The sequence below is a fragment of the Oceanobacillus sp. M65 genome (assembly GCF_052246275.1).
Lineage (GTDB): Bacteria > Bacillota > Bacilli > Bacillales > Amphibacillaceae > Oceanobacillus_B > Oceanobacillus_B jordanicus.
In genome coordinates, this window is the sequence record NZ_JBQQCJ010000002.1 from 872430 (window position 1) to 884617 (window position 12188).

Below are 12188 nucleotides of genomic sequence, written 5' to 3' on the forward strand. Positions count from 1 at the left end.
CTTTAGCGAAACCTTAAAGCCTCCTTGATGCTAGTTACAGGACTGGATTGCCTCGTCTATAATTTGTAATACTGTATTTGCGCCAGATTTCATTGGGTTTATACGCAAACCATATTCTTTAAGTCTTGGTTGTGCTTCTATAAAACTTCCAGAGACACGATAAACCATGGGTATAATTTCATATTTTGATTCTGCGCCTACAGGATGCGTTGCAGCTCCTAATTCATTGCTTTTTCTAATTACTTCCTGTGCAATCGGTTCTTTCAATTCTACAATGACATTTTTGGATTGCGCATTCGTCATATAGGCTGCTTCTATTCCTTCTATCGCGCCTTCATTAAGCCTCAAGCACACTGCCTCAACCTGCTCATTTTGAGTAGCCAGCGAAACGGGTGCAAATGTCATCATTCGCAGAAGTTCCATTGCTTCGTAGCCTTGAACTTGGCCACCGCCAGAATAGTTTCGTTGTTGTAATACGTTAACTGCTTCTGCTTTCCCAACGATGATCCCTACTCCCTCTGGTCCCAACAATTTAAAGCCACTAAATGTAGAATAATCTGCTCCATATTCCACACCAATTCCATAAGCCTTCATTGCACAGTAGTTATCATCTACCACCACGGGAAGATCTGGTCTAGTCTGTTTTACTATGGAGATTACCTCTTTTAAATTGTATGTGTCAGTTGGCTGCTGGCGCGCATGCTGCACATAGAAAACGCGGCAATCTTGGTCGTTTTTCACTGCTTCCGCAATAGCTTCCAAATCGTTGTAGTCAACAGCTTTCGTTTTCAAACCGAGAATGCGTAGTGTATCTTTTGTCGTCGTGTAAACTGGTGCCGTATGAATAAACATGCTATCACCAGGGTCCATTAATGTACTTAGGATGATACGTATTGCGCCAGTTCCAGCCCCCCGGACCAATGCCGCTTTTTCTGTATTAAAGAAATCGGCCAATACACGTTCTACCCGTACGGTTTGCTCTGGTTTTTTAAAACGGGGGGCGACCCCAAGATCACCCATTGATAAAAATTGATCCCCAGTGAAATGAGCACTCATTTTATCTACTAGTTTAAATTGCAATGCTTGTGCTTCGAGAATAGATAGTGTCGGTAGGACGGAATCTGCGTATTTTAATTTAGTTGTATCATAGACCATTTATCACATCTCCTTTATTGCAAAAGCATTTGCGGGATTATTAATAAGCAGATCCATGATCACTTCTTCACTAACACCACGTTTACGGAGTTCTGGAATGAAATCACGTAATACAAGGTCATACCCAGGTCCGTCATGTTTATGCCAATGGGATTTGCGTGTAAGATCTGCAGATAATAGCACTTGTTTGTGATACCCTAGCTCAATAAAGTCGAGCAGGAAAGCAAGACGCTCTTCGTTTGGCCGATAATTATTTTTGCCAATCGTATCAAAGCCAATGTATACACCGGATTGTAGAACATCAAGTACTTCTTCTTTATTCGGATTTAAATCCTGGTGGCCAATAATGATTTGTTCTTTATCGACTCCAAGTCCAAATAACATCTCCACCTGTTTACTTCCAAGTGTGCCAAGTGAGGTGTGAGTAGATACTGGAAGCCCAGATTCCCTTGCAGCATGCCCTGCGCCTAAGATCAGTTCCTTTTCAATTGGTTTGATCTCATTTACACTTGTGCCAACTTCGCCTATAACGCCAGGGTAGATGTCTGTTGTCTCTATCCCTTCCTTAATCTCTTTTAAAAAATGTGCTGCAAATTCGTCTCGTCCCCAGTCTGCTGCAAATTCCGGAATGAACGGGTCCTTATAAAAGCCCGTACACGTTACGATATGCACTCCCGATTGTTCACTTAATCGCTTAAGACGATTAACATCTCGCCCCATTCCGTCATTGGTAAGCTCTACCATAGATTTACCTTTCGCTTCATAAAAGAACGATAGCTCTGACAACATTCCTACCTCATCATCTAAAATGGTGTCAGGGTCCCCTTTGATCCTGGACAAGTCGATTGATAGATGCTCATGTGCGGCACATATACCAAAAGCTCCTTTTTCAATTTTTCCTAATACAGTCTGTATCATCAAGTAGCCTCCTAGGTTATTATTGCGGTAATGTCATAATCCCCATTAGCACCAAAATGTTTGCGATAATCCCCACTGCTATGGCGCCGACAGGTCCTACGGCCATCCGTACAATTGGCCGACCAGCAATTTCATTTAATAGGTAAAAACCAGCTATAAAGAAGAAGCCGAAGCCCGGTGCAATCATATTTGCCGCGTTAGCTCCCCCGATAAGTAAAGCCACTTCAAGCAATTTCGTCATTGCACTTCGGATATTCTCCCCAGAGTTTCTCACACCCGGATATTTATCTAGGAATCTAGCAATAACACTTAGTAGCATTACTTCGAGGAAGATGACAATCGCACCAACAATGACAGCAATCCACACATTAGGTACAAATAGTCCCACAACGAAAATCAGTGTAAAGCCAACAGGACTATAAACCCCTGTCGCAATGGCTGTACTGGCAACAAGCGGGATAAAACCAATCGCTCTTGCAGCTGCTGCAATCCCTGCATCTGCCTGTTTTCCTTCCGCAAGAAGGCTTAATGAAATGGGATCACCTGCCATAAGCAGCAAATTCGTTGCCCCCGCGATAAGCGCTCCAATAATCATGAAGAATACAACATTTTTCTTAATTGCTTTTACCTTTTCACTGAAAATAGAAGCAAGATCCACAGAACTGCCTTCTTCTTGTTTTTCTCGCATTGCAAAACCAAATAAGAAGATCATACCAGCAATCAATGCCATCCCTTCTTGATTAAGCGTAATAGCATTCCCACCAATCGAAAGGAATCCACCTTCGTTCATAAATACAGCAAGCTGCCTAACGAGTGCCGCTACTAAAAAGGTAAGAATCCCTTTTTTAATCGTAAACTGCATAGCAACCGCTAATGCCGGAAAAGCCATAAAGGTGACAACAACAGGTGTTCCAACTTCCCCCATTGGCTCAAGAAAATTCACTGGCAAATGTTCGAATAATTTCACGAAACCTTCCAGTCCGATTAATAAGCCCCAGCCATATACTGCCCCAATGGCTGCTGCCAAAGGTGTTCCCCATTTGTTTTTTGGTGTAATGAGTCCAATAATATCAGTACCAAGTAAAATACTGTGGATTAAAATAATACTAGCTGTTACTGTAAATGGAATGCCGAAACCAACAACGAGGCCAAAACTCATTGCAAATGCTGTAAGTCCCAATTCCCTCCGTTTTAACCTGCCTTCAATATGTTCCCCAACAATTGGTCGTAATCCATCATTGAATACTGCGATATTCATATTTGCTAGCACCGCTGCCACTGCACCTATTAAAATAACAAAAACCATATCCACTATCTTTTCCCCCTTTTGTTATCTACGCTTTATTTTTTAATGCATTTACAATCATAGGGATTGCCTTTTCCATATGGTCGCCAGTAAACCCGAATGCCTTTTTACCGGCATTTACGGCTTCTATTACTTTTTCCTCTTGGGGCTGCTTCCCTGGCATGGAAACGGTTTCACATTGATCCCGGCCAATCATAGCAATAGCCATAGCTAATGCTCCCCCGCCGCCAGTGTGACAGGCACCAACATAATAATCCGCCTGACCGGTTTTGATTGCCATGGCTGCGTCCAAATCAGACTTCACGGATGTTTCAATACTTGCATCTAATTCTTTAATTAACCCTTCAATTGCCTTCTTTTCTACTTGGCCTCCAATAACAATTTTCATTTTTTATCTCCCCCTTGATTTGCTTCTAATATGGTAGTATAGTGCATTGATAAAAATGCTTTCTCTTCTTCCGGCAGTGTGTGTCCCCATATCTGCTCAATATTTTTTATGTGATTTGCCGCAGTGGAATAATAATGTGAATTTCTTACTTCTTTCATAATTTCCGAAGATGGCCCTTCCAAAGTCTCCCCTTCCCCAATCCGTGTAATTGCAGAAGGCAAATGGGTGAACAGCATCTCCGATTGTTGTAAATCTTCCGTCTTTAATTCTGTTACTAAATAATCAAACGCTCTTACCGTGACTTCGCATGCTGGCTTTGAAATAACATTACCTAACGCTAAGATCTGCAACCTGTCCTTCAATTGTTCTAGATTCATTCTTAAACCTCCATTAATATACAGTTTTCTGTATATTGATTGAAAAAGAAAAACCGCTATCTCTCTTACTGTCTAATAATGCGGCAACTTCTCTTTTCTAACAACCTTCCTTTGTGTTTCCACAATATCCATTATATCTAATTTCCCTAGATATTTTTTTACATCTGAACGATCCTTTTCAATCAGTACTACTGAACTTGTGGCTTTCTCAGAAATTTCCCTAGCTTTAGGAGAACGAAATGTACCGACACCCATATCACCATTCGTGCGGTTTTCATCAGCATTCCACACTGCGGCATCGATATCACCGCTAAGAAGCATATCAAATAGTTGCATATAATTTACCGGAACCAACTCGATTTCGAGTCCTTCACATTCAAGTAACGTTATTTTTGATTGATCTATCGATGTATAATCTACCCCAACCCTCATACCATCTATGACTCTGTCATTCTGTTTATTGGCAAAGAAAACCTGGTGAGTAGACACATACGTATGGGGACCAAAATTGACTGCTATTTCTAAATTACTGTCTTTCGCTATTTCCTCTTCTGCTGCAAGCTGTGACATAATGATAAAATCATAGCGGCGAGTTTTTAGTGCATCCAGCCTTTGTTTAGATCCTCTCATATAAGCCAGATTAATGTGGTTTAACATGGATTCTGATGCCTCAATCAATCCGGTGGCTAGCCCTTCATATTTTGTAGAATATGGTAGCGGCATCGCTCCTATAAATGATCCGTCTCCAGCTATTTCCTTTAATAAGTGAACATCTTTTTTAAGCAAAAAAGTACCCATATGACCTCTTGCTTCAAGTTTTATCGCATGAATATTTTCCAATACTTTAAGGGCACCTTGCACAGTACCATTACCGATGGAGAACTCTTCCGCAAAATCACTCACCCTAGGAATGCGACTTCCTTCCCTTATATGCAACATTTTGCTAGCAATTTCTTTTGCCGCCAGCCCATTCTTTGAATATAAACCTTCCAAAATTCTACTCATTTTAACCTCACAATTTTACAAAATATTGTATATTGTAAATTATAACGCTTTCATAGGTATAGTGCAATAAAATAGGCTATTTTTTAAAATATATGCACTTGTAACAATCACATATGATACTTATGTTAGTTGACCTTAAATTCTTACTCCCAGAAACAAACCTGCAACTTATTATTATCCCGGTCATAAAAGTCAAAAAATCTATTATCACCGTCATCTTGAATTTCTGTTACTAAAACACCTTTTTCTTGTAATTCCCTATATGTATGCTGAATATCTTTAGTGAAAAAAATAGGGTATGCTTGATTTTCTTTTACTAAATTACTCCCTTCCTCAAGCGTAAGTGGCACTTCACTGTTTCCAACGGTTAATACTTGGTAATTATCACCCTTATAGCTTATTGTAAACCCTAATTGTTGATACCACGTACTCGATTCTGGGAGATTACTAACTGTTAAACAGATCGTGTCTATTCTTTCAAACATTTAAACGACCTTCCTCTCTCATCTATTTTTAAATTATATTTAAATTCCCTATGGAATTTACTCAAACATTAAAATCCTAGGATCCTTATCATAACAGTGTACAAGCATAGCATGTAATTGTCCCCTGTGATGATAAACGTGTGCTAAAATCTCTAATAGCCATTCATACCTTGTGTAGGTTACACCCCAATACGAAGTGGTTTTAGATTGGAGTTCCTCTTCTGACAATTTCATATAGTTACTCTTTAACGCTCTAAAATTTTTTCGCATACCTTTCCTTATAGAATTCATGTTTTTATATGATACTCCTGAATAGAAATTCCTCATTTCTTCTTCAGATGCTTCATTGGAAATACGCCAATCAGCTTCAAAAATAACTGCTAAATGCTCTAATAATTCTCCAACTGAATGTTTGTTAGGCGTCGGTCTTTTTTTCAGATCTTCCTCTTCTAATTGATCAATAATTTCAAGCACCGTATTTACAGCTACTTTAATTTGGTTTAGTACATTTACGCAATGCATCACAAGCTCCTTCACTAGGTACAAATATATACAAAAAAATTTTTTTAAAAAGGAGAAGAGACCAAAACATTCTCCTGGTCTCTATGCTGGAGTGATTTTATCAGATTATTAACTTCTCCAGTTCCTTCAATACTTCAAACGCACCGTCCGATTCATTTGAGCAAACTACAATACTTATAGAGTTCTCTGGATAGTATACAGAACGGAAGTTACAACCTGGGTCATACCCTATTAGAATATGCTTTTTCACTTTCCCCTGATCCATATCCACATAGCCACCATAGCTGTAATAAAGATCTTCCTCTACTTCTATTTGTGGCTGGAAAAGTTTTTCCGTCATCTTTTCGGACACTAATCGGTGGTTGAAAAGAGCATCCCAAAAGGTGACCATATCTTCAGCTGTTACAAACGCACCACCATCTGCTCCACCTTTTGCTGGTACGGAAAATATATTCGTTTTGTAACTGCCATCAGGCTCTTCAATATAACCGAGTGCTGTGTTTTCTGGCAGTTTATCCATTTCGAAATAGCCTGAATGCATCATTCCTGCCTTTTCAAAAATAAACCGCTCCACATAATCAGTAAAGTTCATTTCGCTAATCTGTTCAACAATTAGGCCTAACAGGATATACCCTGCATTATTATAGTGAAAGTCACTACTTGATAAAGACGTCATTTCTCTTTTTTGGAACAATGGAAGAAAATCGTGTAGGCTACGAATTGTGTAAACTGGATTGTCTATCCAGAGTTCTTCGTAATCATCCATCTCTTCTTCATCAAAATAATCCGGGACCCCGGAAGTGTGTGTCAGCAATTGGTGAATGTTTACTTCTTTGCTGTAAGCAGGAAAATCAATAGGCAGGCATTCATGGAGCTTTGTTTGAAAGCTTAATAGCCCTTGTTCAACAAGCTGACAAACTGCGATAGACGTAAATATTTTACAGCCTGAAGCAATACCAAATCGCGTCTTATAGTTATTTTCTATTCGTTCGGAACGGTTTGCAAAACCAAAGCTTCCACTATAATCGATCTCATGCTTCTTCGCATGATATACTCCTGAAAAATGCATTTCCCTTTGTAGTAATTGTATTTTCTGTTTTACTTCATTCGCATTCATTTAAATCCCCCTCCATTATTTAAGCTTTTAATTTTAGAGAGGGCCGTTAGTACTTCCCTCATATTTGAATAATAATCATCATGTCCATCAGCTCCCTACAAAATTAAATACTCCTTAGTATATTATCACATAATTTAGAAAACGGATTAGAAAATTTTAGAAATATAGCATTCTTCATGCCTAAAATTTTATTTCTCTACAAATAAAAAAAGACTTCATCTGAAGTCTTTCATTGTTTATAATACATCATTGTTATTTTGCTGTGCTTCTTGTACCTGTTGTCTAATATCATGCAGTTCCTCATATGCTTGCTGGAATTGCGGATTTTCTGTTAGCTCAGTTCCTTCATCCGTTTGTAATGCTTGCAATGCTTGTTCTGCCTGTATTAATTGCTGCTCAGCTTGTTCAATCAATTTGTTATTCGCACCTTGTGCATTTAAGATTGCCTGTTGTGCGCTTATTATTTGTTTATGTGCCTGCTGAAGCTTCTGATGTGTACTTTCTTCCACCACATACATCCCCTTTATTTAATAAGATTAGTTATAGTTTTCCAGAAAATAACCTATTTATGTACGAGATGGGTAGAAGGTGTATGAATGTAATACGTATCATAAGAACCAATTGACACATAGCCAAGTTTGGTAGCCAATTTAGCTGATTTTAAATTAGCGGCATCCCAGCTTGGATATTGTCCTCTCTCCAGACAATTCACTATTAAAGCAGCAGCAACACAAGTGGCGAGTCCCTTATTACGGTGGTTATCATCTGTCACAATCTCTATTTCTATTCCCTCATCATAAATACTGTATGATGCGGCAGCACTTACTACTTTTTCCTCAAACAAAATTGCAAAGCCGATCCCTCTTTCCAGGAAATCTGCAATCGAATCAAATTGCTTAATAAAATCTGGAGACACTTCAAATAAAGAAGGCTTTTTTACAATGTTTTTGTCTATCTTACGTAATTCATATCCTACAGGTAAATTTGCAGTAAGCTTTCGGAGATAAGTGGGATCCAAATCCTTATGTTCTTTCCGAAAAGCATGACGCTGAATTCTTTCAGCATTTCCTTTATGTACTTCTTCAATGCGCATTTTCCATTCATCATTATCGACTATAGCGAGAATGTGTTCCGGCACATTTTGCAGAAGGTCTTCTACTCCATCAGCAGCCGGATTACCGGCAAAAAATGTAAAATCACCTACCATTATTTGTGCAGCCTCCGGGTTCTCCTTGTTATTCACCCATGCTTTTCCCATATGTCCCTGCAAGCAGGAAAGAATAGTGGTGTCTTCCATTCCGGTAAAATATTTAGCAACTTTTTGCTTTATTTCTTGATCGGCCTCATATATCATTTCTAAACCTTCTCTCTTTATCTCTTTTAAGCAAGTTTCTCATACTCTTTTAATACGACCTCTAGAAACTGTTTGTTATATCGTGTGTAAAAATGAAGTTTCTCCACCCATTGATCCACATATTTAAGTGCAGGCTCTTTGATTAAGCCTTCCTCTGTAGAAAGAAAGCTCTCCCAGTTAAAAAATTCCCAATGTGCCACCCCTGATTTGTATGGTATTCTGCATTCAAGTAGTGGCTGTGGCTTTATTGTCTTTTGAGAATGCTCAGCTGCCTTTAAGCAATCACGCATTACTATAGGGGTTAGCTCAAAAAATTGCCTTGAAGCTTTTCCATTTGGTCGGTAATATTGAACTTCTAGTTGCTCCCCATGTTTTTCAAATTGGATCTCGGCTGCAGGAAAATACCCCTTCAGTCTTCCGCCACCGTAATTTTCTTGCCCTGCATCAATTGGTAAAGGTCTCAACCATTGATCTCCCAGATCACAAAAATAACGCTTTCCTTCGCTATCCAAAGCAATAACAGCTATATGTGCATGCTCACTCTCCAGATGATGCCCAATAGGATATGCCGAAATTCTTGCACGCTTAAATTCATCCAATAACCAAAGCGAAAGATCAAAACAATTTCCTGTGATCCCAAACTGCTCTCTATGCTCTCTCATTTCTGTGACTTCTCGTTGCCTCCCGTCTTCTTGTAAATGAATCCAAAACTTCGTTAAAGTTTCCATTGGAAAATCATCAAACTTTCCCCATACTGCCTGGATATAATTGGGTACATGGAGCATATAGGTACCTCCTTTTAAGTCATTATATCAAAAGTAATACTTTAAACAGTATTCTAAATAAAACAAAGGTTTGAAACGATTCTGCATTGCTGTCATATTAAACGTATCGTTCCTGTAAAATATATGGATAAAAGGAAAGAGGGTGAGCAATTGCTTAATGGAATGAAAATACTTATTGCTGGTGGTGACGCAAGATATATAGAAGTCATTGATATGTTGACGGAACATAATGCCCAGCTTTACCTCGCAGGCTTTTCACAACTGAATATAAATAAACAAGGCGTAACGAAGGTTAATGATCTACACCAGAACATAGAAAATATGGATGCGATCGTATTACCAGTTGCCGGAATAGATGATGAAGGAAATGTAGAAGCCCCATACTCTGATAAACCAGTTAAAATAACCGATGTGTTATTTAAAAAGACCCCCGATCATTGTAGGATTTATAGTGGAACCGCAAAGCACCAACTAAAAGAGATGGCTAAATCGGCAAATCGAAAACTAACTACTTTATTTTCCAGAGACGATCTTGCCATATATAACTCCATCCCAACAGCTGAAGGAGCCTTAAAGCTAGCAATAGAGAATACAAAAGAAACGGTGCATGGTTCAACTATTACTGTCCTCGGGTTTGGGAGGGTTGGTGTAACGGTAGCCAGGTTATTTTCAGCTGTTGGAGCAAACGTAACAGTAGCGGTCAGAAAAAAATCGGCCTTTGCACGCTTATATGAGTTAGGAATAGAAGCAATAGATATGACAGATCTTGAGCAACATGCTAGCAAGACAGACATTTTTATTAATACAATCCCCACACCTGTGCTTACAAACAGTATATTAATAAAAATGAAACGAAGCGGATTAATTATTGATCTTGCATCAAAACCCGGAGGAACGGATTTTAACTTTGCAAAACAACAAGGGATACATGCATTGCACGCGTTAGGTTTACCAGGGAAAACGGCTCCTAAAACAGCAGGGAGAATTATTGCTACTATCCTTCAAGACGAACTACTTTCTGACCACACTATAGATTAAAATAATATATTGAAACTTCATTTGGTGGGGGTTTTACTGTCAGTTGAGGCGGGATAAATCATGACTATCTTTAAAGTATAGTACTATTTTTCAAATCCTGTACAATATTGCCAAAATAATTTATTATCAATAATAGAATCGATCAGTAATTATTTTCTGAATTTATTGTTCACTATTATTTGGAGGTTTCAATATGTATGCAATTACAAATGCAATAATTTATGACGGAAATGGTAATGTACTAAAAAACCACACTATTCTCGTAAAAGATAGAAAATTTCAATCCATTGAATCCGGCGTAGCTGTTCCACATGGTTATGAAGTGATTGATGCAGAAGGAAAGATAATCACACCTGGTTTAATAGATGTACATACCCATTTAGGTGTATCAGAGGAAGGCGTAGGTCGTGAAGGTAGTGACTTTAACGAGACGAGCGATCCAGTTACACCGCAGGTTCGAGCTATTGATGGAATTAATCCAATGGAAACTGGTTTTGCTGATGCCAGAAAAGCGGGAATCACGACTGTTCAAATAATGCCAGGAAGCGCTAATGTTATCGGTGGTGAAATGGCTGTCTTAAAGACAAACGGAAATATCGTGGATGAAATGATCCTTCGAGCTCCTTCAGGAATGAAAGCAGCTACAGGGGAAAATCCTAAAATGTTTCATGGTGGTAAAGGAAGAATGCCGACCACCCGTATGGGTGTTGCAGCAAGGCTTCGGGAGAAACTAATCGAAACACAGAATTACATGGACAAAGAGAAAAAAGAGAGAGACCTAAGTCTCGAAAATCTTACTAAGGTATTAAAAAAGGAAATACCGTTACGGGTGCACGCCCATCGCGCAGATGATATTGTAACAGTTTTACGTATAAAAAAAGAGTTTAATATAGACATTACGATCGAACATTGTACGGAAGGTCATAAGATTGCCGAATATATTGCAAAGCATGACGTATGTGTATCGGTTGGTCCCACGATGTCAACTCGTTCAAAAGTAGAATTGAAGGATAAAGGTTGGTCCACCGCGAAAGTACTCATGGATGCTGGGATTTCCTGCTCTCTCACAACTGACCATCCTGTAGTAGGAATTGAATACTTAGTAACAAGTGCAATTCATGCAGTAAAACATGGTTTAACTGAACAGCAAGCATTGCAAATGCTCACAAGCAATGCTGCGAAGCATCTTGGTGTTGAAGACCAAGTTGGTTCCATTGAAACCGGTAAAGATGCAGATCTCGTCATCTGGAACGGTGACTTGTTTGATTTGCGTAGTAAAGTTGAAACAGTGTTAATTAATGGGGAAATAGTTACGAAACAATAAAGAGATGTCAGCAGCCTGTTAAGCAGGCCTGCTGACATCTTTGTCTGTACCAAACAAAAAAGGTTATGCATTTTGTATGCATAACCTTTTTTAAATTTGCCTGGCGGCGTCCTACTCTTGCAGGGGCAAAGCCCCAACTACCATCGGCGCTGGAGAACTTAACTTCTGTGTTCGGCATGAGAACAGGTGTGACCTCTCCGCTATTACTACCAGACCTCGGTTTGAAACCGAATCTTTAGGTGTACTTATACCCTAAAAACTAAATAAGAGTAAAACAACGAATCAAGAAAATGTTAGTTAAGTCCTCGATCTATTAGTATCCGTCAGCTCCACGTGTCACCACGCTTCCACCTCGGACCTATCAACCTCATCGTCTCTGAGGGATCTTACTCACTCGAAGTGATGGGAAGTCTC

Annotated in this window: 14 protein-coding genes and 2 rRNA genes; 2 read left to right on the forward strand and 14 right to left on the reverse strand. The window is 39.1% G+C overall.

From position 1 onward, the window contains the following. Window positions 1–30: 30 nt before the first annotated feature. From ACTWPF_RS12025 to ACTWPF_RS12080, 12 genes are all read right to left on the reverse strand, one after another. Window positions 31–1155: an aminotransferase class V-fold PLP-dependent enzyme gene (locus ACTWPF_RS12025; RefSeq protein WP_443149237.1), complete on the reverse strand. Its 1125-nt coding sequence runs from the start codon at window positions 1153–1155 to the stop codon at window positions 31–33. Window positions 1156–1158: 3 nt separating this feature from the next. Continuing rightward, window positions 1159–2073, reverse strand: a complete 915-nt coding sequence (locus ACTWPF_RS12030) for a phosphotriesterase family protein (protein WP_443149238.1) — start codon at window positions 2071–2073, stop codon at window positions 1159–1161. 19 nt (window positions 2074–2092) lie between these two features. Continuing rightward, on the reverse strand, window positions 2093–3379 hold the full coding sequence (locus tag ACTWPF_RS12035; RefSeq protein ID WP_443149257.1) for a YhfT family protein: 1287 nt from the start codon (window positions 3377–3379) through the stop codon (window positions 2093–2095). Between the two features lie 28 nt (window positions 3380–3407). Continuing rightward, a complete protein-coding gene (locus tag ACTWPF_RS12040) occupies window positions 3408–3767 on the reverse strand; it encodes a DUF2620 domain-containing protein (protein ID WP_106896469.1) in 360 nt (119 codons plus the stop codon). Beyond that, the gene (locus ACTWPF_RS12045) at window positions 3764–4144 is read right to left on the reverse strand and encodes a PRD domain-containing protein (protein WP_119574641.1); all 381 of its coding nucleotides are present in this window, start codon (window positions 4142–4144) and stop codon (window positions 3764–3766) included. The genes ACTWPF_RS12040 and ACTWPF_RS12045 overlap by 4 nt, the downstream gene beginning before the upstream one ends. Window positions 4145–4216: 72 nt before the next feature. Then, window positions 4217–5149 carry a GntR family transcriptional regulator YhfZ gene (yhfZ, locus tag ACTWPF_RS12050; protein WP_443149239.1) on the reverse strand — a complete coding sequence of 311 codons (933 nt, stop codon included), beginning with the start codon at window positions 5147–5149 and terminating at the stop codon, window positions 4217–4219. A gap of 143 nt (window positions 5150–5292) precedes the next feature. Continuing rightward, window positions 5293–5634: a VOC family protein gene (locus ACTWPF_RS12055; RefSeq protein ID WP_443149240.1), complete on the reverse strand. Its 342-nt coding sequence runs from the start codon at window positions 5632–5634 to the stop codon at window positions 5293–5295. A gap of 57 nt (window positions 5635–5691) precedes the next feature. Beyond that, window positions 5692–6156 (reverse strand): DinB family protein, encoded by a 465-nt coding sequence (locus ACTWPF_RS12060; RefSeq protein ID WP_443149241.1) that lies wholly within the window; start codon window positions 6154–6156, stop codon window positions 5692–5694. Window positions 6157–6256: 100 nt separating this feature from the next. After that, entirely contained in the window at window positions 6257–7273 is a 1017-nt protein-coding gene (locus ACTWPF_RS12065) for a serine hydrolase domain-containing protein (RefSeq protein ID WP_443149242.1), read from the reverse strand. A gap of 236 nt (window positions 7274–7509) precedes the next feature. Continuing rightward, window positions 7510–7791, reverse strand: coding sequence for a hypothetical protein (locus tag ACTWPF_RS12070; protein ID WP_234368470.1), 282 nt, complete (start codon window positions 7789–7791; stop codon window positions 7510–7512). Window positions 7792–7835: 44 nt separating this feature from the next. Next, complete coding sequence (locus tag ACTWPF_RS12075; RefSeq protein WP_106896463.1) at window positions 7836–8627, reverse strand: GNAT family N-acetyltransferase; 792 nt, start codon at window positions 8625–8627, stop codon at window positions 7836–7838. Window positions 8628–8653: 26 nt separating this feature from the next. Then, the gene (locus ACTWPF_RS12080) at window positions 8654–9412 is read right to left on the reverse strand and encodes a hypothetical protein (RefSeq protein WP_443149243.1); all 759 of its coding nucleotides are present in this window, start codon (window positions 9410–9412) and stop codon (window positions 8654–8656) included. 150 nt (window positions 9413–9562) lie between these two features. On the opposite strand from ACTWPF_RS12080, the gene dpsA reads away from it, so the two are divergent. After that, the gene (dpsA, locus tag ACTWPF_RS12085) at window positions 9563–10450 is read left to right on the forward strand and encodes a dipicolinate synthase subunit DpsA (RefSeq protein ID WP_443149244.1); all 888 of its coding nucleotides are present in this window, start codon (window positions 9563–9565) and stop codon (window positions 10448–10450) included. A gap of 193 nt (window positions 10451–10643) precedes the next feature. After that, window positions 10644–11774, forward strand: a complete 1131-nt coding sequence (locus ACTWPF_RS12090; protein ID WP_443149245.1) for an amidohydrolase — start codon at window positions 10644–10646, stop codon at window positions 11772–11774. A gap of 98 nt (window positions 11775–11872) precedes the next feature. Here ACTWPF_RS12090 and rrf read toward each other — a convergent pair. Together rrf and ACTWPF_RS12100 are read right to left on the reverse strand one after the other, a co-directional pair. Next, window positions 11873–11988 (reverse strand): 5S ribosomal RNA (gene rrf / locus ACTWPF_RS12095). A gap of 79 nt (window positions 11989–12067) precedes the next feature. Then, window positions 12068–12188: ribosomal RNA gene (locus tag ACTWPF_RS12100) — 23S ribosomal RNA — on the reverse strand; the annotation flags it as partial.

What these genes read in the sequence shown, in the direction of transcription:
- ACTWPF_RS12030 (WP_443149238.1), bottom strand. Translation starts at nt 2,073, where the DNA reads ATGATACAGACTGTATTAGGAAAAATTGAAAAAGGAGCTTTTGGTATA.
- ACTWPF_RS12045 (WP_119574641.1), bottom strand. Translation starts at nt 4,144, where the DNA reads ATGAATCTAGAACAATTGAAGGACAGGTTGCAGATCTTAGCGTTAGGT.
- ACTWPF_RS12075 (WP_106896463.1), bottom strand. Translation starts at nt 8,627, where the DNA reads ATGATATATGAGGCCGATCAAGAAATAAAGCAAAAAGTTGCTAAATAT.
- ACTWPF_RS12060 (WP_443149241.1), bottom strand. Translation starts at nt 6,156, where the DNA reads ATGCATTGCGTAAATGTACTAAACCAAATTAAAGTAGCTGTAAATACG.
- ACTWPF_RS12035 (WP_443149257.1), bottom strand. Translation starts at nt 3,379, where the DNA reads ATGGTTTTTGTTATTTTAATAGGTGCAGTGGCAGCGGTGCTAGCAAAT.
- ACTWPF_RS12040 (WP_106896469.1), bottom strand. Translation starts at nt 3,767, where the DNA reads ATGAAAATTGTTATTGGAGGCCAAGTAGAAAAGAAGGCAATTGAAGGG.
- yhfZ (WP_443149239.1), bottom strand. Translation starts at nt 5,149, where the DNA reads ATGAGTAGAATTTTGGAAGGTTTATATTCAAAGAATGGGCTGGCGGCA.
- ACTWPF_RS12080 (WP_443149243.1), bottom strand. Translation starts at nt 9,412, where the DNA reads ATGCTCCATGTACCCAATTATATCCAGGCAGTATGGGGAAAGTTTGAT.
- ACTWPF_RS12070 (WP_234368470.1), bottom strand. Translation starts at nt 7,791, where the DNA reads ATGTATGTGGTGGAAGAAAGTACACATCAGAAGCTTCAGCAGGCACAT.
- ACTWPF_RS12065 (WP_443149242.1), bottom strand. Translation starts at nt 7,273, where the DNA reads ATGAATGCGAATGAAGTAAAACAGAAAATACAATTACTACAAAGGGAA.
- ACTWPF_RS12025 (WP_443149237.1), bottom strand. Translation starts at nt 1,155, where the DNA reads ATGGTCTATGATACAACTAAATTAAAATACGCAGATTCCGTCCTACCG.
- ACTWPF_RS12055 (WP_443149240.1), bottom strand. Translation starts at nt 5,634, where the DNA reads ATGTTTGAAAGAATAGACACGATCTGTTTAACAGTTAGTAATCTCCCA.
- ACTWPF_RS12090 (WP_443149245.1), top strand. Translation starts at nt 10,644, where the DNA reads ATGTATGCAATTACAAATGCAATAATTTATGACGGAAATGGTAATGTA.